Origin of the sequence: Thermococcus barophilus MP (genome assembly GCF_000151105.2) — an archaeon.
Classification (GTDB): domain Archaea; phylum Methanobacteriota_B; class Thermococci; order Thermococcales; family Thermococcaceae; genus Thermococcus_B; species Thermococcus_B barophilus.
In genome coordinates, this window is the sequence record NC_014804.1 from 1,713,767 (window position 1) to 1,735,562 (window position 21,796).

A 21,796-nucleotide genomic window follows, 5' to 3' on the forward strand; every position below is an offset into this window, starting at 1 on the left:
CTTACCACCGTTCTATTGCTTTAAACGCTGAATACAGGTACCAGAAAACTGTGATTGAGTAGCTGGCTGTCACCACAAACCCGGCCCAGATCATGGCACCCTCTTCCATGTTCCACACTACCGGTATGGAGCAGAGCGGTATCAGAAACGCTGGCACCATCTCAAATTCTCTTCCAACAACGAGCCACATTCCGCCGATTGATATGCCTATAAAGCTTAAAAAGCCGACTGCCAGCCTTGCCTCAGCATTGAGGGCTATCTGCATTGATGGTATTATCATCCATCCAATAATGCTACCAACGATCCAAGGAATTGCTATCATAGCACCCACTATCTTTCTTTTTTTCCCGGTTTGCTGGATTTTCTGGAGCCGTTCTACCCTGCTCCACAATTTAATGGTAAAGGGTATCCCGATCACTATTGCTGCCATCCAGTACAGGGCTAAGCCAATTCCTTTAAAATTCACGAGTTCCAGAAGGACATAAAATCCTGCCATTATGAAAAGCCAGAATGAAAAATTCATTGCTGCGTACATCTTTGCAGCGGCTATCAGTTTTCCTTCAACTTTTCCCAACATATTTTTGAGCTCCTCAATTTCTTTCATGGTTCTCACCAATACTTAATATAACTTTAAAGTATTTAACCCGATAAGACTTTCTGAAATTCAGAGAAAACCTTAAGCTCTCGAGAGTCTAAATTAAAATGATGAAAGTTGAAGAACTTTATCAAAAAGAGGGCAACAAAATTAGATGCCTTATTTGTGAGAGGCAGTGCATAATTGCTGAAGGAAAGAGGGGGGTGTGCAAAAACTATGCCAACTTGAATGGCAAATTGATCCACCTCAGTTACGGAAAATTAAGTGCAGTCGAAAGCAGGCCAATTGAAATAAAGCCTTTCTTCCATTACTATCCGAACAGCACGGCTTTGACTTTTTCTGGTTTTGGTTGCAACTTTTACTGCCCTTGGTGTCAAAACTACCATCTGAGTTTCTCTGAGCCGCCTCGGGAATTAAGGATAATTTCTCCAAAAGAACTTGTAGATTTAGCCTTAAAACATGGAGATGAGGGCTTGTGTGCAAGCTTCAATGAGCCGGCAACACTTTATACTTATCTCTTGGATGTCTTTGAACTTGGAAAAAAGAGAGGCCTTTATGGTTGTCTTGTCACAAATGGTTATTTCACTATTAAAGCTTTGGAAAGACTAATCGAAAGCGGTGTCTCTGGCTTCAGCATTGACATCAAAGGCTGTCCGGGGATAAAAGTTCTTACAACAGTGGATCACAAGAAAGTGTTCAGAAATGCAAAGAGGGCATTGGACTTGAATGTCCACGTTGAGATGGTTTACCTTGTTGTTACCAACGCAAATGATTTTGAAGAATGCTATAGTTGGATCTTTAAGATGCACTCCGAAATGCTTGGAGAGAATGTTCCTCTCCACATAAACCGCTATTACCCAATGAACTACTGGAGGGAAAAGCCAACTTCTGCTAAGACGCTTTTAGATCTCAAAGAAATTGCTCAGAAGGAGTACAACATCAGCTACGTTTACCTCGGCAACATTGGTTCGATAGAGCATGAGACAACCTACTGTCCAAAATGCGGCAAAAAGCTCATCGTTCGCTCTGCATATAGGGTTGTTGAATGGAATCTGACAAAAGACAACAGATGTCCAAGATGTGGAGAGAAGATTCCGATTTATGGAAAAGCCAACATAAGCTTTTGAATGTTTGCCTCTCATCACAGCTCTCATCGGCTTTATTCCACTTTAAATGTCAATCCAAGCTCTTTAGCCTTCTTCTGCACCTGCAGTTTGAACTGACATGCCTTGCATATCTCTCCAGTTGTCGGCTGTCCGCAGATCTTGCAGCGGTTCAGCTCTCTCTTCGCATAGTGTTTTGCTAAAATTGGAAAGAGCTTATCATAGCTCCTTAAAATTTGATATTTCGTTCCCGGATGTTTTTCTTCCATCTCATTCAGCCAGTCTCTTATTTCGGCTCTGAATGCCTCAACGGCATACGGACATTCGCTGAAATCAACCTCAATGTTATTTAAAACAGCGTAAAGAACAATTTCCTTTTCTGGCACCTCTCTTAGGGGCTTAATTCTCGGGACTAAATCTTCGTGAATAACTTCATAATACGGCCCAGTTCTCCCCAATCTCGCAATATCTCCGCGCATTATGTTCATCAAGAACACCTGCGCCTCGTCATCTAAGTTTAACCCAATGGCTAATTTGTCTGCTTGAACATCTTGTGCCGCGTAGTTGAGTAGCCACCTCCTCCATACTCCACAATAAGAGCAAGCACCAACCCTCTCTCCCTTCTCAAAGCTCCCCATTATTTGAACTGTCTCATCAAGGGTGAAGCCGATGTATTCCTTGAAGGAATAGACGTGGTGCTCTATCCCTAAGAGCTCCGCATTCTTCTTTGCTATTTCAACGCTTGGCGGTCTGTAACCTTCAATTCCTTCATCTATTGTTATGGCAACAATTTCAAAAGGAAACTTCTTCCTAAGCTTGGCTAAAAGATGCAGGAGAACAACACTGTCCTTTCCACCGCTCACCCCAACGGCTATCCTCTCGCCGCGCTTAATCATTCTGTACTTCCTCACAGTCTGCTTTACTTTTTTCTCAACCATTTCGTTGAAGTGTTTGTGGCAGTAGTATTTGCCTTCATAACGAGCGTGATAAACAGCTTCTCTCCCGCACTTTGAGCACTTCATGACCTCACCTAACTTTCAGAAGAAGCTTCGTTTTAAAAGGATTTAGGTTGGGCAGTGATGGCTTATTGTGAGCATAGAAGCTCATTATCGAAAACTTTTTTATTAATGAAAAACTTTTCTATACACGGGGGATAGGTGTGGAGCTCCTTAAAACGGGAATAGAAAAACTTGATGAGGCAATCGGTGGGGGCTTGCTTGAAGACAGCGTCATGCTGATAATCTATGACACCTATTCTATGGGATGGGCATTGGGCGTCAAGATTTTACAGAATAGGATAGATAGAGGTGACTTTGGCGTAATAATAAACTCCGTTCTTCCATTATCCTCTCTCTCAATGGAGTTTAAGATTGCAAATTTTGACATCTATGAAACTTCACGCACTGGGAATTTGGGTATAATAGATATATTCGCTTCTTTTAATAAGATACAGTATACCGAACCGTTTGTTTATTATACGGATATGGACACATCTACCTTCCTTCCAAAATTCATAGCTCTATACCGGAGAATGCTCAGTGAAATGATTAAAGATAGACGTCCCGTTGGTCTTGCCGTCACAATGGATGGCCTTGCCTTTCTGCTGGGAGAAGAACAGTACATAAGAATACTTCAGAAAAACGCTGCAATAAAAGAAACTGCAAGAATTAAAGAAAGCAGAAAAAGGCCCCTAAACGTATTCCTGGTGAACAGGGACAGGGTGTCAAGAAGGTTCATTTCTTGGCTTGCACTTTACAGCCAGTACATTATTGAGTTTTACTCTTTAGAAGAGGGAAACGAGGAGAAAATGGTCGTTAGGAAATCCCCTCTCCCAGAATTTGAACCCAGAACGTATAAATTTAGACTGAAAAAGGGTGAAGTGATGATACGTTAAATTTCAGCCGATTTCTCTGCTTTTTTGAGTTCCAATGCCAATTTTACAGCATCTCTTGGATCGCTTGTAAATTCAACTTTTACAATCCTTTTATGGTCGAAGTAGCCATCTCTGGCTAATAATTCAAGCCTATCGCTTGCATACCCTGTGTCTGTAACAACAATCAACGGAATGCCGTAGTCATATGCCATTAATGCCTCAACCATTGTGCCGATACCGCCTCCTAAAACCACTAAAACATCTGCAGAGTTTATCATTATGGCACTCCTCTCTGCAAAATCCATTCCGGTTTTTATTCTTATTGTGTTGAACTCATTGCCTTCTTGTCTCTCTGGAAGTATTCCAATCACGACCCCTCCGGCTTTCGTGAATTCCTCGCTGACTATTTTCATGATTCCCCCTCTGCCCCCGGTTAATAAAACCACTTCATCTTTGTACTTTCCGAGCTCTCTTGCAAATTCTCTCGCCTTTTTCTCTGCTTTTTCCAGCGGTTTTTCATCACTTGAGCCCGCTATCGCTATTTGAATCATGCAATCACCCTATTAGGTTCCGTATGGCGGGGATTAGATTTATTGCAAGCAGCAAAACTCCAATGCCAATGAAAGCAAAGCTTATTGGCTTTGCGACCTTCTCAGGGAGGTATTCTTTTAGTGTTTCATCGAGCATTCTGCCGCCATCAAGAGGTATTAACGGGAAGAGGTTCATCAGACCTATTCCGAGGTTTAAGATGTAAATCCAATACAAAGCAAATGCCAATGGGAGAATGATGTTTTCGTATCCTATTGTTGATACCACATATTGGGAGGGATACACCCCCAGATAACCTTTTTCAGGGTTGTTTGGATTTTCTCCGAGAGGTACTTTGACAATAATTTTTTCACCATTTCGCAGAATTTCCAGTGCTATAATCTGCCCAGGCTTTGTTGTGTTCATGAAGTTCAAGAAATCTTCAATGGTCTTTATCTGCTCTCCATTTATTCCAATTATTATGTCCCCTTCGTGGAGATGGTTTATGGCTGGACCTTTTGGATCAAACTGTGTTATCTCAACACCTGCAGGCTGAAGAACTGGGGCTAAAGCATAATTAAGAAGCATGAGAGCAAGCAGAGCGGTAACAATGTTAGCCATTGAACCAGCGGCATAAACCCTTAGTCTTTTAACAAGGGGTACCTTTTTTAGTTCCTCTTCATCAGGCTCAACAAAAGCTCCGGGGATTACAAAAAACAGAACAAGTCCAACGGACTTTAAAGGCAAATCCTCAGCTCTCGCAACAACTCCGTGGCTCAGTTCGTGGACAACCATTACAACGATTAAACCAATCAAACCATACCACAGTGGTATTGTAACGCCAGGAATTACGAGCTGAACTCCAGCGACTTGGGCTTTAGCTTTTATAGCAATAAAGGCAGATTTTATTAACATGTAAAAGACAAACGCCATCCCTCCAAATCCCACAATAATTCCAATTGTTCCATAAACCTTCCAAAAACGCCTGTACTTCAGAGCAATCTTATCTATGAATCCAAGAAGCTTTTTTGTACGCCACATTATCACAAACATGTCAACCGCTAAGCCTTCCTCCTCTTCTTCTTTTCTTCCAAAGAGAACATAGAGAATTCCCCAGAATGCAAGGATGATAATAAGGACTGTCCAAAGATTCATTTTTAACACCTCTCTAACCACACTCCTCTGCTCCCTTTATAAAGTTTAGGAGAGCCTAACTCTTAATGATCTTTCCTTCTTTTGCACTCTCTAATGCCATTATCGCTACTTTCAATGCATGCAAACCATCTCTTCCAGAAACAATTGGCTCAACGCCTTTTTCAATGCACTCAACAAAATGCTCTATCTCATTCCTTAAAGGTTCTCTCTTCTGAATCTTTGCTTTTCTAATCCATTCATGATTGTATAAGGTTAGCTCTTGGTTAATGTAATCAAGCTCTGCAATTCCTTCTGTTCCCACAACACTGAGCTTTCTGACTTTATGGGGAGTCAGCCAGTTTGTCTCAACAATTCCAGTTGCTGATTCAAAGGTCAGCACCATCACAGCGTAATCTTCCAGCTCAAGAGGATTTTTAGCGCTTCCGGCTTTTGCGTAAACTTCCTTAACCTGTTCTCCCAATAAAAAGCTCATGACATCGATATCGTGAACTGCTAAGTCAATTATCACACCAACGTCTTTAATTTGCGGAGGGAAAGGGCCGACACGCTTTGCCATCAGAGTTACGATCTCCCCAAGGGCTCCGTCTCTCAAAATTTCCCTCAGTTTAAGCACAGCTGGATTGAATCTCTCAATGTGCCCGACCATCAGAACGACATTATTTGCTTTTGCTGCTTTAATGATTTCTTGAGCGCTTTCAATGCTCTCTGCTATAGGTTTTTCAACCAAAATGTTAATCCCCTTCTCAATAAAATCCAAAGCAATCTGTTTGTGAAGAGAAGTAGGAACTGCAATGCTTACTGCATCGACTTTACTCATCAGCTCCCTATAATCTTGAAACGCCCTAATCTTGTACTGTCCTGCAATCTCTTTTGCCCTTTTAAAATTTGCATCTGCAACCCCTATGAACTCAACTTTCCCTTCTTCTGCTAATTCACTGTAAACCCTTGCATGATGCCTCCCCATGTTTCCAACGCCGACAACGCCAACCCTAAGCATTCAAACCACCTTAAAAGTGAGATTAAGAGGAAAGTTCTTTGAGGGTTTGAATTATATAAGCAATATCTTCCCCGCTCACTGCTGGATGCACTGGCAGGCTGAGGACTTCCTTACTAGCTTCTATGGCGTTCGGACAACAGTCCTTTGGATAGCCGAGCTTTTGATACAATGGCTGCCAATGGATGGGCATTGGATAGTGAATTCCCGTCCCGATTCCTCTTTCTCTAAACTTTTCAGCTAATTCATCCCTATTTAATGGAAAGTCATCTTCAACTCTGATGACATACTGATGAAAGACATGCTTAACTCTGGGATCGACATAAGGTGGCGTTAACCCCTTGATCTTGCTGATTCCCTCGGTTAGGAGTTTTGCATTCTCAATCCTCTTAGCATTCCACCCATCAAGCTTTTTGAGCTGAACTCTCCCAATTGTAGCGGCAATGTTTGTCATTCTTAAGTTGTAGCCGAGCTCTTCATGATAGTACTTCTTTGTTTGTCCGTGGTTTATCAAAAGCCTGGCTCTCCTCGCTAATTCGTCATCGTTGGTGACAATCATCCCTCCTTCTCCAGTGGTCATGTTTTTTGTGGGGTAGAAGCTGAAGGCTGCAATGTCTCCGAAGGTTCCAACTTTTTGCCCTTCGAACTCAGCACCGTGAGCTTGTGCACAATCCTCAATGAGGTAAAGTTTGTAATCTTCTGCAATTTCTTTGAAAACCTTTATATCAGCCGGCTGACCGTAGAGGTGAACCACGAGAATTGCTCTCGTCTTGTTGTTAATTTTCTCCAAAACGTCATTGGGGTCGAGGTTGAATGTTTTTGGATCAATGTCAGCAAAAACGGGCTTTGCTCCCTGGAAGAGTATTGAGTTGGCAGAGGCGATGAAAGTGAAGGGTGTAGTTATGACCTCGTCTCCTTCTTTAATTTTTAGGGCTTTCAGTGCCACGTCGAGGGCTGTTGTCCCATTACAGGTTGCTACTCCATGTTTTGCACCCAAATACTCGGCGAATTCTTTTTCAAAGGCTTTTACGATGTCTCCATAGGCTAACATTCCGCTTTTTAAAACCTCAACAACAGCGTTTATCTCCTCATCTCCAATTAAAGGCTTGGCAATTGGGATTTGTCTCATTTTAACCGCCTCACAAGTCTTTTTCCTTTAAATAGCGTTCATAATCTTCTTTCCTGATTTTAACTTCTCTCCCGCAGTGGGAGCATTTGAAGATTATGTGATTTTCATCCTCGCCAATTTTCTCTTTTAATTTTCTACCACAGTAGCATACGAAGCCCTTTAATCTTGCGGGGTTGCCGTAAACCAAGCCGAAGGGTGGCACGTCTTTGGTGACAACGGCTCCGGCACCGACCATGGCGTACTCGCCGATTGTTACTCCGCAAACTATTGTTGCGTGAGCTCCAATGCTTGCTCCTTTTTTAACTAAGGTTGGCACAAGCTCCCAGTCCTCGCTGAAGGCTCTTGGGTAAAGGTCGTTTGTGAAGGTCATGTGTGGGCCGAGGAAGACATCGTCTTCAACTTTTACTCCACGATAAACGCTTACGCCATTCTGGATTTTTACGTTGTTTCCTATTTCTACTCCAACGTCAATGTAAACGTCTTTTCCAATGTTGCAGTTCTTTCCAATTTTTGCACCCTTTCTTATATGAGCGAAGTGCCAAATCCTTGTTCCCTCACCAATTTCAACTTCATCCTCAACAACAGCCGTCGGATGAACGAAATACTTTTGAGACATTTTAAACACCACAAGGTATTGGTGACCTAAATTATAAAAGCATTGTTAAGCTAACTCATGTGAGGTATAACCTATGGATGCAAAAGCAGACCTCATAATATTTTCTCAAGCGTTTCCTCCGGAAAAAGGAGGTAACGCGTCAAGAATGGGGGATTTATACAAATATCTCACCAAATTTGGAGTCAAAGTTACTGTTGTTTCTGCAGTTGAAACTTATCCATTTGGAACATTTCCCCGGGAATCCAGGCTAATTAAAAAAGATGGCGATATTATTCGGCTGTTTACATATCAACCGATTAAAAAAGATGCTTCACTCATTGAGCGAACTTTATATTACACTATTTTTCCAGTTTTGGCGAGCATATGGCTGGTTTTCAATAGGAAATCTTCGAACGTTATTTTAGTAACTTCACCACCGCCTCAAATGTACTTGATCGCTCTCATAGGTAAACTCATGAGAAAGAAAGTTATTGTTGATGTTAGAGACTTGTTTTTGGATGTCAGCGTTAATTTGGGCTTTATAAAAAAAGGAAGCTTAATTGAGAGGATTTTTAGATTTTTAGAATCGAAAGCTCTCCAAAAAGCAGATGCTGTAACTCTTGTTACTCCAAAGATAAGACACCAATTGGTTGAGGAATATGGAATAAATCCCGCCAAATGTTATGTAGTTCCTAATGGTGTGGATTTGGAGACATTCAAGTGCGACAAATCAAAAAGAAAACTTCAAATGGTTTACGCTGGCTACTTTGGACATGCCCAGGATTTTGACACATTTTTGAAAGGATATGCACTCTTAAGAGAAAATGAAAGAGTACCTTTAATCTTGGCAGGCGGCGGAGAAACACTTGAAGATGTGCTTAAAAATGTTGAGAAGCTTGGAATTTCTAAATGGATAAAATATGTTGGGATGCTGTCTAGGAAAGACGTTGTTAAGTTGCTGTGCTCTTCCTCCATTGGCGTTGCTCCAATAAAAGTGGACGAAAGTCTGAAGTATGCAATTCCATCAAAAATATATGAGTATTTGGCATGTGGTTTGCCGTTTATTGGAGTGGGTGTTGGAGAGATAGAGAAGATTGCAGAGGAAAGCAGAGCTGGATGTGTAGGAAAAACTCCAGAAGAAGTTGCTGAGTGTATTATGAAGCTTTTAAACTCAAATCTTGAAAAGCTGAAGGTTCGAGCTCTTAGATATGTTACGAGGTTCAGCAGAGAAAGCTCTGCTAAAAAGTTCCTTATAGTATTGAACTCTCTGAGGGGAGAAACATGAAAACAAAAATTGCTGAGTACTTGAAAGCACTACTGAAAAACACTGAGAAATATTTAGTGATTGAAAACGAAATTGCCTACATAAAAGACCCCGTTTTTGGAATAGTAAGAAATAGAGTTAGCGCTGAGTATCTGAAATCTATAATTCGGCTATACGGTGAGTCTGAGAGAGATATTATCAAAAAACTTGTGCGCTTCCTTCTTTTGAGACAGAATTTAAACGGTTCTTGGAATGAAATTCACCCCAATTACAACCAAGAATCGGCTCTCGTAACATCTTTTGTTGGAGAAGCATTGCTCTTAGCGTTGCCATATTTAGAGGGTGAGCTGAAAAAAAGAACAGAAAATGCTCTGCGAAAGGCGAGAGATTATGTTTTATTAAGTGAGATTGGGCAGGGATATTTTCTTAAATCTAAGCTCTACACAGCTGACTATCTTAATGTTGATGCAACTTGTGGGGCATTCTTAGCTCAGTATTACAAAGTTTTTGGAGATAAAGAAGCGTTAGAAGGTGCAAAAAGAGCTGCGAGAAGAGTGTGCACATTCCAAGAAAAAGATGGGGCATTTCCGTATACAGTGAATAGAGGAAATGAGAAATATCCATTGAATGTTCCGTGTATTCACTACCAAGGGGTTACGCTCTATTACCTCTCAAAGGTTCAAGAAGTTATTCGGGAAGAGTGGCTTAAGGAGTGTATGCTCAAGGGAACGCAATGGCTCTTGAACGTTCAAAGAAATGATGGAAAATTTGATTGGTCAAAGAGCGGTTTGATGTTTGCTTATTATCTTACGGGAGCTTATGCATTTGGAATTGCATCTTTTGTGTACACATCTCAATGGGATGAGAAATATTTGGAGAATGCAACAAAACTATTGCCAATTTTGGGAGAGAACACTCCAAATATAGTCCTTAGATGGGAGAAAGGAAAGTGGAGAGATTTCCCAAGAGATGTAGTTGTTTCATTTAAGAGTGCTTGGCTTGGGAATTATCCTGTAAAACGCAAGCTATTTAGACTTGGCTATGCTGTCTATAGGCAGATTGCAAGGAGAAGGTTCTCTGAAGATGTTAGGGAAGATATGGTATTCAAATTTGTAACAAAGCTTTTTGGAATAAAGGCCTCAACAGTTGAGCCTTCTAAGAACTTCCCTGACATGTTCATGACATCTGAAGTTTTGGATTGTTTAAGTTATGCATTAACATTTTTAAAAGGTGAGAAATAATGAGGATTATCTTCCTTGCATCTAACTTTCCAGACCCAGTGAACAAAACATGGGCACCTTGGAACAAGAGTGCAGTTGACAGTGTTTTGGAGTTTGCAGAGCCAATCGTGATAGCACCGAGGCCTTTTGCACCTCCCTTTTCCAAGTTTTCGAAGATACCTAAGTATAATAGACACTTTGGATATCCAGTTCATTATCCGAGATTTTTGTACTTGCTTCCAAAATCCTTGTTTTATTGTCTAACAGGTGAATCTTACAGGTGTTTTGTTGGAAGATATATTCTGAAGGGCGTAGAACAAGGAAATATTCAAAAGCCAGATGTTATTCATGCGTTACATCCTTATCTTGATGGTTATGGCAGCGTTCCAATTGCAAAGAAACTTAAAGTTCCTCTTGTGGTAACAGTTCATAGCCCTAACAATCTGAAGGTGTGCTCTAAAAAAGTACTTTCAGCTCTTGAACATGCGGATAAAATTGTAGCAGTGGCAAAATTTATTGTCAAAAAACTTGAGGACATAGGAATTTCGGGAGAGAAAATTGAATACATCAGTTTGGGTGTTAATACTGAAGAATTTAAACCTCTCAGCGAGAAGGATTCTCAAATTGTTGTATCAAAGTATAAGATTGATCCCACAGACAGAGTAATCTTATATGTTGGTAGATTAACTAAAAACAAAAATATCAAAACACTTTTGTTGGCAATCTGGGAGGTTTTCAGAACTTCTCCGAAGCTGAGAGCTAACACGAAGATTGTAATTGTTGGTGATGGTCCCGAAAGAGATTCTCTTCAAAAGCTGGTAAAAGAGTTGGGTTTAAGTAAGAATGTTATCTTTACTGGTCTTGTTTCGCATGATTCTAGGGAACTGAGGGAACTGTATGGAATTGCGGATATATTTGTTCTTCCAAGCTTTTCAGAAGGAAAACCAGTTGCACTGTATGAAGCTATGAGCAGTGGGTGTGCTATTATCGCGTCTAATGTTGGTGGAATTCCAGAGCAAGTTTTTGATAACATCAATGGGTTCCTCATACATCCAAATGATGTGAATGGGTTAGCGAGAAAGCTCATTTATCTTCTTGAAAATGAGAAAGACTTAGAAAGAATGAAGAGAGAGAGTAGGAAACTTATTTTTGAGCTTGGTTATACTTGGGAGGAATATGAAAAAAGAATAAGACAGGTTTATGAATACATTCTAAATTCACAAGGCATATAAATTTAGTTCGAGAATAATTTAAGGGTGAAAAATATGGCTGATAATGAAATAAAGAAAGTTCTGCTAATAACTATTGATTGCTTTCGCGGTGATCATCTTCACTACAATGGGTATGGGAGAAAAATAACCCCCACGATGGATATGCTGGCTAAGAAAGGTTCCAACTTCTTCATGGCATTTTCAAATGGCCCGCATACTCATTACTCTTTCCCTTCAATTTTAACATCAACGTATCCTCTGATGTTTGAAGGTCCAAAAATTGGAGCTGGAAGGATAACTTTAGCTGAAGTCATGAAAATGCTTGGATTCAAAACTGTTGGATTGAACTCCAATCCGTTTCTGTCAGAATATTTTGGATATGGAAAAGGTTTTGATGTATTCAATGATTTTTTGTCTGGTGAAAGAGCGAAGAAAAAGAGCACTATGATGGTAAAACTCAGACGCAAATTTTCTGATAAAAGTATGCTTTATAAATTTCTCCGCTTTGTGGATAAGTACATGGCGGTAAAGAAAAGAAGAACACCATATGTTCCAGCAGAGGAGCTTAGGAGCAGAGTTATTGACTACTTAAAAAGATACAGAGATGAAAAACTCTTTTTGTGGGCTCATTTTATGGATGCTCATTATCCTTATTTACCGAGTAGAGAAACAATGGAAGAGCTTGGCTTCGAGGATGTTAATGATTTCAAGAAAGCAAGACTCTTCACTAAGATGCTCAATGCTCCAGAGAAAGTCACTCCAGAGGAGGTTCAAATTTTAATTAACTTATACGATGCGCAGATTTACACAGTAGACCAAGAAATCAGGGAAATATTTGAGTACCTTGATGAAAACGGACTGTTGGAGGAAACACTAATTGTAATTACTGCAGACCATGGGGAAGAATTTGGAGAGCATGGAGACTTTACACATAGAGTTGATAGAGACAGGCCAGCATTGTACAATGTTCATATCCACGTGCCTCTGATTTTCTACTCTGGTAACTGGGAATATGATGATGTAAACAAAAATGTATCCTTAATTGACTTAGCACCGACTATTGTTGACCTCGTTGCTTCTCAAAAAGTTAAGAAGTTCATGGGTAGAAGTTTGGTTCCTTTGATGAGCAAAGAGGAAAGTGATCACAGAGCATTCTACTCGGAGCATGAATATCAGGAGAGCGAGATTGTTGGAAACATAATGAAAGAAAGGAGGAAGGCAATTGCTTACATTGAGTATCCATATAAGCTGATTTATTATGAAGGTGACAGCAGTTATCAACTCTACAATTTTGAAGAGGATCCGGAGGAGAGAAACAATTTAATTAATGAACCAAATTACCAAAAAGTTGCTCTATACATGAAGGAGAAAATTAAAGAGCATTTGAGGGAAATTGAGATGTCCAAGGTTAGGATTAAGATGAAAAAATTAAAACTAGCTTAGCACCAGGTGAAGTGTGTGACACTAAAGGTAACTTTAATGCTTCCTTATACGGAAAAACCATATGGTGGAGCTAGGGCTGTTGCGTACAATACAGTTGAAGGATTTAGGAAAATTGCAAAGTTGCTTGAGAAGAATGATGTTCATCTGACAATAGTTTCGACAGCGAGAGATGCTGTTATTTCAAAAAAAGACATGCATCCAAATATTGAAATTCTGCACTATAAGTTTCCCTCTTTTGCAACATTTTCTGGAGCATTTCACTCTTATAAGAAAAATAAGTATTTTTTCTTATCTTCCGATTTAGTACATGCTCATGATATATACAATGCTTTCGCATCGTCACAAACAAGAACTAAAACTATCATGACTCTTCACGGGCTTTATTGGAGGGATTTGAAAGCTGACAGATTTAGTGTTCAAAGGCTCTTTTATTATGGATGGAATACTCTTCAGTTTGCTACTATTTTCCATAAATTAACGAAATTTGTTGCAATATCTCGATATGTGCAGAGAGAACTCAAAGTGCTGGGCATCTATGATGAATCAAAGATTATTGTTATTGAAAATCCAGTTAGAGATGAGCTTTTTGACGTAGAGCATGTGGAAACTGGTAATCTGATATTATATCCGGCAAAGATTTATCCATTAAAAAATCAGCTGACCTTCATCAAAGCTCTTGGAATATTAAAAAATCAGACCAGGGAGGATTTTAAAGTGATCTTTGCTGGTAAGGTTGTTGATGCTCCCTATTATTCACAGATCTTATCTGGGATAAAAAAACTCAATCTCCAAAACTATATCAAATTCGAGCTTTATTCGTATGAAAAAATGCCAGACGTATATGCTCAGTGTTCTATCACGGCATTGACATCTTATCATGAAAATGCTCCAATGAGCATTTCGGAATCATTTGCTGTTGGTGTTCCTGTAATTGCTTCCAATGTTGGTGGAATTCCTTATATGGTCAGCCATGGGAAGGATGGATTTATAGTCCAACCCAATAATCCTGAGGATATTGCTGAAAAGCTTTTAATCTTACTGGAAGATAGAAAGCTACGGAAGAGGATGGGAAAAGAAGCGAAGAAGAAAGCTCAAGAGAGATGGAGAGATAGGGTTATAGCTGAGAATCTCTTAAACTTATATCTGCAATTGGGGGAATAAAAAATGGCAAAGAAATTTCAGTTGTTCTGTTGGAACATATTATGGACAAGTTTTGGGGGGGGTAAAATATGGTAAGTGCTCTTTTGCTTAAAACATGGATGATAAATATCGGAAATGAAATTATTGAAAATGGTGCAAAGGCAGCAATTAAGCGAGCTGTTCCTGATCTCAAATTGTTTGAAACAAGTGGCTATTCATATCATCTAGTTTATTCTAAATTTAGATATAGTCTTACCTCAAGTTTATTAAACAAACTGGGGTTTAAAAGAGATATTAATAAGGAATGGCATAAAAACTTGGTTAGTTCTGCATATTTAATTCATAATAAGAGTATAGATTTTGCAGTTTTTCCGGGATGCATACTTGACAAGTTTACCCTTCCTAGATACTATCCAATCTTATTAAAACTAATGAGTAAAGGAATTCCAATTATACTATTAGGTGCTGGTGGACATGATTATACAAAAGCTACAGTTGATTATGTTTCTAAAATTTTAAAGAAGCTTAAACCTCTAGCACTGATAACAAGGGACTCTGTTGCTTATGAATATTATTCACAGATTTCAGAAATTAAATATGTATATAATGGAATTGATTGTGGATTCTTTATAAATGATTGGTACCAGCCTCCACAAGCAGATAAAAAATTTATCGTACTAGCTTTTGATAAGGCGTCCAAAGTCCCTCCCCATGTTTTAGACCGGATTAAATCAATCGATTCAGATGTTACTGTGATATTTACTACACACAGGCCTTTTAATTATCTTTACTATACTATTCCTGCCGATGTTTTTGCTAGATTACCAATTGCAATATCTAGATTTCTATTAGCTCGTAGAGAGTTGTTAAAGTCAGATCGTAATTTATTAAACAAAGAGAACGTCTTTATATCTGATAATGTCAAAGACTATTTGTTCTTATATAGCAATGCAGTTGAAGTTCATTCTGACAGAGTACATGCAGTAGTATCTTCCTTAGCTTATGACACTAGAGCGTGGTTATATTATAGTACTCCAAGAGCATTATTATTTGAGAATGTTGGGGCTAAAATAAATGAAAATTTAATCGTTATGAACAAAAAAGTTCTGACAACAAAGAAAAAAGAACTAGTAACTTTCTTGAGAGAGATTATTGAGGATAATTTTAAATGACAGAATAGTTGCTAGTGCTTGACTCACTACTGTCGCTATAGCTGCACCATAGTAACTGTAACTTTGGATGAGAAAATAGTTCAAGACAACATTAAGCAGAGCTGTAAATGCGGTTATCTTTGTAAAGCTTAGTTCTTTTCCAGTTGCATTTAAAAAACTTCCAAGAAGAGAATTCAGAAACAAAAAAGGAACTGCAACAGCAAGCACTCTCAAAACTCCAACACTCTCAGTGAATCCAGCACCAAAAACAATGGTTATTGCAAAATTAGCAAAGATGTAATATCCCATAACTCCCAGTAGTCCAATAGCCAAAAGTATCTGAAAGCTTTTTTTGAACAAAATGTTTAGTATCCTCTTATTTTCTCTCCATAATCTTGCCATAGAGGGCATTGTTGTTGCAACAACTATGTTAGGAATAAAAAGTGCAACTTGTATCAGTGTGTATGCAGCACGATAGATTCCTACATCATAATCTGGTCTAAACAAACCAAGCATAACAATATCGGTCCTATAGTAAATCATTGTAAAGAGGCTGATAAGCCAGAACGGATATGAATGTTTTAAGAGATTAATCCATGTATCAGGCTTAAACTCGACTCTAATTTTTTCAAAAAACTTTGAACCCCAGTATATACGTAGAGAGTCCCTTAAGAGATATCCAGCCAGAATTGCTAATATGAATGGGGCTAATTCTCTTTTAACATATAATACTGCACCTCCCACAAAAAATGCCCAAATTCTTTCAATTACTTTCGCAATACCTTCGTATTTTGTAACTTCATGAGCGAACATAATTCTTGTAAAGAAATATGCCACTTGTAGAAGGATATTCTCCAACGCAACAATGATAATTAAATTTTTAATAATGTTAGATTTATTGAGTTGAAGAACAAGAAAAATTATTATTCCAAAGTTGATTACAGCTAAAGTTATCTTAAACCCTAGGGCATATGGAAATAGTTCATTTTTTCTTTCTTTATTTCTTGCAATTTCTCTCATAACATAATAACTAACACCCAAATCGGAAAATATTGAGGTTAAGGCAACAAATGAGAAAATAAATGAATATTGGCCAAGCCCTTCAGGACCCAAGGTTCGGCTTAGAAGTATTATCACACCATAAGCCAATAACCTTGATACTATCTCTGCACCAAATAACCAGCTAGCATTTTTGAGTAATCTAAGTTTTAGGTTATCACTCATTGTTACCAAAACTTAAAAAGTCCCTAGAGGTTAAAACTCTTATGCAATGATGAGTGATGGGCGAACCGAGGGATGAGGATGGAAAGGTGATCGCTGAGCATAGGTTTTTATACTTCCCTTTAAATCTCTTTTTGGGATGATGAGTTCAGCCTTGCCTGATGTGTGATGATGGAGTGACGGACTGACCGTTTAGCTCTTTTTAATTTGGTTAGGCTAACAAAATTCGAAAATCTAATAAAGTTAGGCTGCAAGCAGAGAGTGGAAAAATTTAAATATTTTGTGCATATGCACAAAATTGTGGTGATACCATGAGAGAGGTTTACAAGCCAATATGGTTCAGCATCATTGGAAATGTACTGTTGGCGTTGCTCAAAATTGCTGTAGGCTTTATGTATTCAAGCTTAGCTCTGATTTCCGATGGTGTTCACTCCCTCAGCGACGTTGTAACGAGCATAATTGGTTTTATTGGAATAAGGATCTCTTCAAAGCCCCCTGACAGGTCTCATCCCTTCGGACACTCAAGATTTGAGCCGCTCTTTGCTTTCTTCATGGGATTGGCTCTTCTTTTAGTTGCATATGAAATCGCAAGGGACTCCATAGGGAGAGTGCTGGAGGGGACATCGATTGAAGTTAATTCCATAATGCTTGGTGTTGCCGTTTTTTCGATTATCTTTAAAGAAGGGATGACGCAATACACCCTCTGGGTTGGAAAAAAGCTCAATAATCAAATACTCATAGCCGATGCCTACCATCATAGAAGCGACGTTTTGAGCACAATAGCCGTTCTCATTGGTCTGCTTGCAGAGAAATTTGGCTTCAGGTATGGAGATTCTCTGGCAGGTTTGATTGTTGCCATATTCATAGCAAAAGTGGCTTTGGAGATAGTTATGAGGAATGTGAATTATTTAACTGGCACTTCCCCTCCCTTTGAGATATGCGAGAGGATAAAGAAAATAGCCTTAAGTGTTGACAACGTTGTAGGTGTTCACGATTTAAGAGCCCATTATGTTGGTCCGAAGCTTCACGTTGAACTCCATATTGAAGTCCCACCAAATTTGACGCTTAAAGAAGCCCACGATGTCAGTGAAGAGGTGAAAAGAAGAATAGAGGAACTTGAGGAAGTTGAGATGGCATTTGTGCATGTTGATATAAAAGGAGTAACAAAGTGATCAAACAGCTTTCAGAATCTCTTTTAAGTCTTTTAAAAACTCCTCTAAGTGTTCTTTTTTGACATGGGGCATCATAACTATCCTGATGTAGCCTCTGTGAGCACTGATTCCCCATCCTCTTCTTTTAAGCTCCTTCTCAACCTTTTCCAGCTCTTTAGTTCCAAAGGACACTATGTTGAGCATGGGCTCTCTTATTAAATATGCCCCCTTCAAAGTTCTTATCTGGCCCGCAAACCATCTTGAGAGCTCCATCGCCTCTTTGACAATCCTTTTGTAGCCTTCAAAGCCCAAATGCTTTAGGAGTGCCCACACTGCTAAGGCATTTGCTCCGGGCCTTGTTCCGGTTATTGTGGCTTGAAACACCTTTCCGCCAGCTAAGTATGGGGCGGGAATGCTTATTGCATCAATGAATCTCTTTTTTCTGAATATTATCCCCCCAGCAGGAATCGGTACCATGCCCATTTTGTGAGGATCAATTGTTACGCTCTGCACTCCTTTGAGCTTGAAGTCAAAATCAGGCAGATCATAACCCAAGGCTTTGGCAAAGGGTATCACGAAACCTCCAAAGGCAGCATCGACATGAAGGGGAAGCCCATAATCCTGGGCTAAATCCGAAAGAGCTGGGATGTCATCCACAACTCCCAGACCTGTTGTCCCTGCTATGCCCACAATTCCTATTGTGTTGTCTGTAATTTTACTCTCAATGTCCCTAACATTAACAGAGTAGTCTTTATTCAGCTCAGCCCACACCAACTTGACTTTCAACATTTCACTTGCCTTAAGAAATGAGAAGTGTGCACTTTCCGGCAGAATCAGCTCTGGATTTTCGATATCAGCTATGTTGCGAAATGCCCTCACCGCTAAGATGTTTGCCTCTGTTCCTCCAGAGACAATGTTTCCATACGCCTTGTTTAAGTGCAGCAAATTTCCAAGCATCTGCACGGCTTCTTCCTCAATTTTTCTACTCCCAACGTGCAATCCGGGGTCTCCAAGATTCCTGTCCATATAAAGAGAAATTATCTTTTGAGCGAGAGGATGGGGGTAAGTGCACATTGAGCCAAGGATTTTACCCGAATCAAAAGTTAAGTCCTCACTTAACCGCTTTTCAAGCTCGTCAAGCACTTCCTCCTCACTCATTCCTTTCTCTGGAAAAGTTACCATAACTCTCACCTGCATGGAGTTGTTCATTATGCGTTTAAGCTTTATCCTCCCTAATTTTTCCCAAATACAGTTTAAAGAACTGGGGTGTGGTTATTGCTGTGAGCATTGAAACAATAACTATGCTTGCGAACAAGCTTTGGTCAATCAGTCCTTTTTCCAGTCCGAATTTTAGAATTGCAATATCTAAGCTGCCCCTTCCACCCATACCAATCCCAACTAAAAATGCCTTTTTCCAGTCAAATCCAAAAATCTTCATACCAAGTGAGCATCCGATGAGCTTTCCGAGGACTGCAGCGACATAGAGAATCACAATCATGAACAAGCTTATTTTGCCCATTGTTGGGTTGAACATCAATCCCACATAGATAAAGAAGAGCGGAATGAAAAATTCTGTCAGCACAACTTGTAGGTCTTCAATCAGCTCGTTGAGCTTAATTCTGCTTATGACAAGCGGATCCTTCCTCTCTCTCAGCCGGCTTATCGTTAACCCAGCTAAGTATGCTCCAATTATTTGATGAAGACCAACTTCTTCGGCTATGAGTGCAAGGAGGAAAGTTAAGACAAGTGTGAATGTGAAAAAGATGTTTAAGTTGCGCACTATTCCATAAAACCTTTTGGATCGTTTGAATACGAATTCTGAGATGAGAAGAACAGCAACTATGAATAGGGCTATTTTGATCGTCAGGACTGCAAGTGGCACAAAGCTGAGCTCGCCTCTTGCAAGTGCGGTAATGATGCCGATCAAATAAACCGCTATTATGTCGTCAGCAAAAGCTGCTCCCATTAGAATTGAAGAAATCTCTCTTTTGACCCTCTCTCTGACAATAACCCCGCTTGTCACTTCGATTGCGGTGTTCCCTAAAGTCACACCAACGAATATAGCAGCTGCTAACCCCCTTCCAAATGCCATTACAGTCATGAAGCCAAGAACAAAGGAAAATGCCACACCTAAAATTGCAACGACTGTGGCTTTTAGTTTGTTTGTGGCTATAGCAGAAAAGTTACTTGTTAAACCCATGTACAGCATCATCATCAACAGTCCAAACTCTGAAAGAACCTTAAGAGGCTCGGAAGGAGAAATCACATTGAGAACAAAGGGACCTAAGATTATTCCCGTTAAGATATGGGCTATTATCGGATGGATTTCCCTCTTTTCAAAGAGCCACTCTAAGGTTTTTGCAGTTACCAGAAGAATTGAAAGATCGAGGATATATTGCAACTCAGACCCTCCTGTTCAGCAGAGCCATAAATATCCAGAGAAGCATCAGGATTATTGCAAGGATCATTGCTAAGGTTGCACCTCTCTGAGTTCCAAAGACTATTGGGATTGGCCCTATCATTATGACCCCTCCACCTTCAACTTCAGCCTCCCCACCTGCTGCTGTCATTAATGTCCCTATGAACACTAAGAGAAACCCTATGAAGATCATTGCTATCCCAGCTATTATCAAAAGCTCCCCTTTCATAGCCATCATGAGATTGTATTTTTGCAAGTTTTTAAAGCTTAACCTAAAGGTTATTAAAGCAAAGCCTGAAAGCTCTATTATGCTGGTAATGGTTGACCTTGATGACACTCTCTGCAACACCTGGGAAGCCGGAAAATATACCATAATTAGGCTTTTTCCTCATCTCCTAAGGAAAAGAAAATTCAAAGCACTGTTTTATATTTTGACCGCCCGTTATAGAGAGCTGGAGCAGTCGAGGGAGCTTTTGGTTCTTGATCTGGACAAGCTCCTTCAGAGAATTATGGAGAGGGTGTACAGCAGAGTTAAGAGAGAGGATTTGGAGGAGATGCTTGAACTCGTTGATAGAACGTTCTTTTCAAATCTCAAGCTTTTTCCGGATGCTAAATATTTTCTTGAGGAGCTTAAAAAAATTAATGCAAAGTTAGTTCTTGTGACTGACTCATCCACGTACTGGCAGAGGAAAAAGCTTGAGTATCTCGGCATAAAAGACTACTTCGATGGGATAATAATCAGTGGAGAAACGGGACACAGCAAGCTTGATCCCCACAACTTCTTACTTGCGAGGAGAATGTTTCCTAATGAGGATGAAGTTTACATGGTTGGGGATAGAGATGATACGGACATGAAAGGAGGTAAAGCTGTTGGAGCGATTACAATACTTGTGAAAAGAGGATATTTTAAGGGCAAAAGGGCAAAATATGCAGATTACGTTGTCAAAGATTTGATTGAGGCACTGGAGGTGATCAAGCGTGAGCATGAAAAGCGAGATAAAGCGTAAATCCCTCCACCTGGCAGGCTTAACTGTTCCTGCGGTTTATCTTCTTTTTGGCAAAGAAGCTGCTCTCTTCTTTGTTGGTTTGTCTTTTGTGATGTTTATCGTTCTTGAACCTCTCAGAATTGTGGAGCATTTTAGGGATCGGCTGAAGAGAAAGCTGGGTCTTTATGTTGATAGACAGCTGATCGAGATCGTTGAGAGAGAAATAGACATTATAGCGAGGGAACATGAAAGGAGAAGCATTGGGGCGCATATCTATTTTGCCCTTGCTGCGTTTGTCATAGTTTACTTCTTTCCCAGGGACATTGCTATCGGATCTATAGCTGTTGCGACTTTAGGAGATGCCGTAGCTGCAATAATTGGAAAGCCTTTTGGAAAACATCGCTTTAAGAACGGTAAGAGTCTGGAAGGCAGCTTAGCTTATTTCGTAACTGCCCTGCTCATTCTATCTTCCCTCATTGACCTTCCACACGCATTGATTGGAGCATTGGCCGGAACTTTGGCTGAATTCTATGAGCTCCCCCCTGATGACAACTTCTCGAATCAGTTGGCAGTTGCTGTTACGCTCTATGCCTTTAGAAACATAGCGTTTTGAAAAAG

Annotated in this window: 22 protein-coding genes; 11 read left to right on the top strand and 11 right to left on the bottom strand. The window is 39.8% G+C overall.

What is annotated here, in order from left to right; all coding sequences use genetic code 11:
* Position 1: 1 nt before the first annotated feature.
* A complete protein-coding gene (locus TERMP_RS09500; RefSeq protein ID WP_013468192.1) occupies positions 2 to 604 on the bottom strand; it encodes a hypothetical protein in 603 nt (200 codons plus the stop codon).
* Between the two features lie 101 nt (positions 605 to 705).
* Between TERMP_RS09500 and TERMP_RS09505 the strand changes: the two genes are divergently transcribed.
* Positions 706 to 1,722 carry a radical SAM protein gene (locus TERMP_RS09505; protein ID WP_048159831.1) on the top strand — a complete coding sequence of 339 codons (1,017 nt, stop codon included), beginning with the start codon at positions 706 to 708 and terminating at the stop codon, positions 1,720 to 1,722.
* Between the two features lie 32 nt (positions 1,723 to 1,754).
* On the opposite strand, the gene TERMP_RS09510 is transcribed toward TERMP_RS09505, so the two are convergent.
* Entirely contained in the window at positions 1,755 to 2,720 is a 966-nt protein-coding gene (locus tag TERMP_RS09510) for a TIGR00269 family protein (protein ID WP_013468194.1), read from the bottom strand.
* A gap of 137 nt (positions 2,721 to 2,857) precedes the next feature.
* Here TERMP_RS09510 and TERMP_RS09515 point away from each other — a divergent pair, with 137 nt between their 5' ends.
* Positions 2,858 to 3,592 carry a hypothetical protein gene (locus TERMP_RS09515; RefSeq protein WP_013468195.1) on the top strand — a complete coding sequence of 245 codons (735 nt, stop codon included), beginning with the start codon at positions 2,858 to 2,860 and terminating at the stop codon, positions 3,590 to 3,592.
* Here the strand turns inward: TERMP_RS09515 and TERMP_RS09520 are convergent.
* The 5 genes from TERMP_RS09520 to TERMP_RS09540 are packed head-to-tail and all read right to left on the bottom strand — an operon-like array spanning position 3,589 to position 7,993.
* Positions 3,589 to 4,122, bottom strand: coding sequence for a TIGR00725 family protein (locus TERMP_RS09520; RefSeq protein ID WP_013468196.1), 534 nt, complete (start codon positions 4,120 to 4,122; stop codon positions 3,589 to 3,591). The genes TERMP_RS09515 and TERMP_RS09520 overlap by 4 nt on opposite strands.
* A gap of 4 nt (positions 4,123 to 4,126) precedes the next feature.
* Positions 4,127 to 5,254 (bottom strand): site-2 protease family protein, encoded by a 1,128-nt coding sequence (locus TERMP_RS09525; protein WP_013468197.1) that lies wholly within the window; start codon positions 5,252 to 5,254, stop codon positions 4,127 to 4,129.
* 55 nt (positions 5,255 to 5,309) lie between these two features.
* Positions 5,310 to 6,251, bottom strand: a complete 942-nt coding sequence (locus tag TERMP_RS09530) for a UDP-N-acetylglucosamine 3-dehydrogenase (RefSeq protein WP_013468198.1) — start codon at positions 6,249 to 6,251, stop codon at positions 5,310 to 5,312.
* 22 nt (positions 6,252 to 6,273) lie between these two features.
* Positions 6,274 to 7,377 carry a DegT/DnrJ/EryC1/StrS family aminotransferase gene (locus tag TERMP_RS09535; protein ID WP_013468199.1) on the bottom strand — a complete coding sequence of 368 codons (1,104 nt, stop codon included), beginning with the start codon at positions 7,375 to 7,377 and terminating at the stop codon, positions 6,274 to 6,276.
* Positions 7,378 to 7,387: 10 nt separating this feature from the next.
* Positions 7,388 to 7,993: an acyltransferase gene (locus TERMP_RS09540; protein WP_013468200.1), complete on the bottom strand. Its 606-nt coding sequence runs from the start codon at positions 7,991 to 7,993 to the stop codon at positions 7,388 to 7,390.
* Positions 7,994 to 8,066: 73 nt separating this feature from the next.
* On the opposite strand from TERMP_RS09540, the gene TERMP_RS09545 reads away from it, so the two are divergent.
* The 6 genes from TERMP_RS09545 to TERMP_RS09570 all read left to right on the top strand — a co-directional run bounded on the left by TERMP_RS09545 (position 8,067) and on the right by TERMP_RS09570 (position 15,422).
* Complete coding sequence (locus tag TERMP_RS09545) at positions 8,067 to 9,257, top strand: glycosyltransferase family 4 protein (RefSeq protein ID WP_048159832.1); 1,191 nt, start codon at positions 8,067 to 8,069, stop codon at positions 9,255 to 9,257.
* Positions 9,254 to 10,477: a prenyltransferase/squalene oxidase repeat-containing protein gene (locus TERMP_RS09550; protein WP_013468202.1), complete on the top strand. Its 1,224-nt coding sequence runs from the start codon at positions 9,254 to 9,256 to the stop codon at positions 10,475 to 10,477. The genes TERMP_RS09545 and TERMP_RS09550 overlap by 4 nt, the downstream gene beginning before the upstream one ends.
* Positions 10,477 to 11,688: a glycosyltransferase gene (locus TERMP_RS09555; protein WP_013468203.1), complete on the top strand. Its 1,212-nt coding sequence runs from the start codon at positions 10,477 to 10,479 to the stop codon at positions 11,686 to 11,688. Before TERMP_RS09550 ends, TERMP_RS09555 begins: the two co-directional genes overlap by 1 nt.
* A 33-nt stretch (positions 11,689 to 11,721) precedes the next feature.
* Positions 11,722 to 13,110 carry a sulfatase gene (locus tag TERMP_RS09560; protein ID WP_013468204.1) on the top strand — a complete coding sequence of 463 codons (1,389 nt, stop codon included), beginning with the start codon at positions 11,722 to 11,724 and terminating at the stop codon, positions 13,108 to 13,110.
* A gap of 15 nt (positions 13,111 to 13,125) precedes the next feature.
* Positions 13,126 to 14,271 (top strand): glycosyltransferase family 4 protein, encoded by a 1,146-nt coding sequence (locus TERMP_RS11435; RefSeq protein WP_013468205.1) that lies wholly within the window; start codon positions 13,126 to 13,128, stop codon positions 14,269 to 14,271.
* A gap of 68 nt (positions 14,272 to 14,339) precedes the next feature.
* On the top strand, positions 14,340 to 15,422 hold the full coding sequence (locus TERMP_RS09570; RefSeq protein ID WP_013468206.1) for a polysaccharide pyruvyl transferase family protein: 1,083 nt from the start codon (positions 14,340 to 14,342) through the stop codon (positions 15,420 to 15,422).
* Here the strand turns inward: TERMP_RS09570 and TERMP_RS09575 are convergent.
* The gene (locus tag TERMP_RS09575) at positions 15,378 to 16,625 is read right to left on the bottom strand and encodes a flippase (protein WP_048159833.1); all 1,248 of its coding nucleotides are present in this window, start codon (positions 16,623 to 16,625) and stop codon (positions 15,378 to 15,380) included. The two genes, TERMP_RS09570 and TERMP_RS09575, sit on opposite strands and share 45 nt — an antisense overlap.
* A 308-nt stretch (positions 16,626 to 16,933) precedes the next feature.
* Between TERMP_RS09575 and TERMP_RS09580 the strand changes: the two genes are divergently transcribed.
* Complete coding sequence (locus tag TERMP_RS09580) at positions 16,934 to 17,794, top strand: cation diffusion facilitator family transporter (protein ID WP_013468208.1); 861 nt, start codon at positions 16,934 to 16,936, stop codon at positions 17,792 to 17,794.
* On the opposite strand, the gene mfnA is transcribed toward TERMP_RS09580, so the two are convergent.
* The 3 genes from mfnA to TERMP_RS09595 are packed head-to-tail and all read right to left on the bottom strand — an operon-like array spanning position 17,795 to position 20,421.
* Positions 17,795 to 18,955, bottom strand: a complete 1,161-nt coding sequence (gene mfnA, locus TERMP_RS09585; RefSeq protein ID WP_013468209.1) for a tyrosine decarboxylase MfnA — start codon at positions 18,953 to 18,955, stop codon at positions 17,795 to 17,797.
* Between the two features lie 34 nt (positions 18,956 to 18,989).
* Positions 18,990 to 20,174, bottom strand: a complete 1,185-nt coding sequence (locus tag TERMP_RS09590; RefSeq protein WP_013468210.1) for a cation:proton antiporter — start codon at positions 20,172 to 20,174, stop codon at positions 18,990 to 18,992.
* A 1-nt stretch (position 20,175) separates the two neighbouring features.
* Positions 20,176 to 20,421 carry a TIGR00304 family membrane protein gene (locus TERMP_RS09595; protein WP_048159990.1) on the bottom strand — a complete coding sequence of 82 codons (246 nt, stop codon included), beginning with the start codon at positions 20,419 to 20,421 and terminating at the stop codon, positions 20,176 to 20,178.
* Positions 20,422 to 20,500: 79 nt separating this feature from the next.
* On the opposite strand from TERMP_RS09595, the gene TERMP_RS09600 reads away from it, so the two are divergent.
* Positions 20,501 to 21,199, top strand: coding sequence for an HAD family hydrolase (locus TERMP_RS09600; protein WP_048159834.1), 699 nt, complete (start codon positions 20,501 to 20,503; stop codon positions 21,197 to 21,199).
* Entirely contained in the window at positions 21,171 to 21,791 is a 621-nt protein-coding gene (locus tag TERMP_RS09605) for a diacylglycerol/polyprenol kinase family protein (RefSeq protein WP_013468213.1), read from the top strand. The genes TERMP_RS09600 and TERMP_RS09605 overlap by 29 nt, the downstream gene beginning before the upstream one ends.
* Positions 21,792 to 21,796: the final 5 nt, after the last annotated feature.

Bases quoted from the DNA above. Each gene is read 5' to 3' on its own strand.
- TERMP_RS09500 (WP_013468192.1), bottom strand. From the start codon at position 604: ATGAAAGAAATTGAGGAGCTCAAAAATATGTTGGGAAAAGTTGAAGGA.
- TERMP_RS09505 (WP_048159831.1), top strand. From the start codon at position 706: ATGAAAGTTGAAGAACTTTATCAAAAAGAGGGCAACAAAATTAGATGC.
- TERMP_RS09510 (WP_013468194.1), bottom strand. From the start codon at position 2,720: ATGAAGTGCTCAAAGTGCGGGAGAGAAGCTGTTTATCACGCTCGTTAT.
- TERMP_RS09520 (WP_013468196.1), bottom strand. From the start codon at position 4,122: ATGATTCAAATAGCGATAGCGGGCTCAAGTGATGAAAAACCGCTGGAA.
- TERMP_RS09525 (WP_013468197.1), bottom strand. From the start codon at position 5,254: ATGAATCTTTGGACAGTCCTTATTATCATCCTTGCATTCTGGGGAATT.
- TERMP_RS09530 (WP_013468198.1), bottom strand. From the start codon at position 6,251: ATGCTTAGGGTTGGCGTTGTCGGCGTTGGAAACATGGGGAGGCATCAT.
- TERMP_RS09535 (WP_013468199.1), bottom strand. From the start codon at position 7,377: ATGAGACAAATCCCAATTGCCAAGCCTTTAATTGGAGATGAGGAGATA.
- TERMP_RS09540 (WP_013468200.1), bottom strand. From the start codon at position 7,993: ATGTCTCAAAAGTATTTCGTTCATCCGACGGCTGTTGTTGAGGATGAA.
- TERMP_RS09545 (WP_048159832.1), top strand. From the start codon at position 8,067: ATGGATGCAAAAGCAGACCTCATAATATTTTCTCAAGCGTTTCCTCCG.
- TERMP_RS09550 (WP_013468202.1), top strand. From the start codon at position 9,254: ATGAAAACAAAAATTGCTGAGTACTTGAAAGCACTACTGAAAAACACT.
- TERMP_RS09555 (WP_013468203.1), top strand. From the start codon at position 10,477: ATGAGGATTATCTTCCTTGCATCTAACTTTCCAGACCCAGTGAACAAA.
- TERMP_RS09560 (WP_013468204.1), top strand. From the start codon at position 11,722: ATGGCTGATAATGAAATAAAGAAAGTTCTGCTAATAACTATTGATTGC.
- TERMP_RS09570 (WP_013468206.1), top strand. From the start codon at position 14,340: ATGGTAAGTGCTCTTTTGCTTAAAACATGGATGATAAATATCGGAAAT.
- TERMP_RS09575 (WP_048159833.1), bottom strand. From the start codon at position 16,625: ATGAGTGATAACCTAAAACTTAGATTACTCAAAAATGCTAGCTGGTTA.
- TERMP_RS09580 (WP_013468208.1), top strand. From the start codon at position 16,934: ATGAGAGAGGTTTACAAGCCAATATGGTTCAGCATCATTGGAAATGTA.
- mfnA (WP_013468209.1), bottom strand. From the start codon at position 18,955: ATGGTAACTTTTCCAGAGAAAGGAATGAGTGAGGAGGAAGTGCTTGAC.
- TERMP_RS09595 (WP_048159990.1), bottom strand. From the start codon at position 20,421: ATGAAAGGGGAGCTTTTGATAATAGCTGGGATAGCAATGATCTTCATA.
- TERMP_RS09600 (WP_048159834.1), top strand. From the start codon at position 20,501: ATGCTGGTAATGGTTGACCTTGATGACACTCTCTGCAACACCTGGGAA.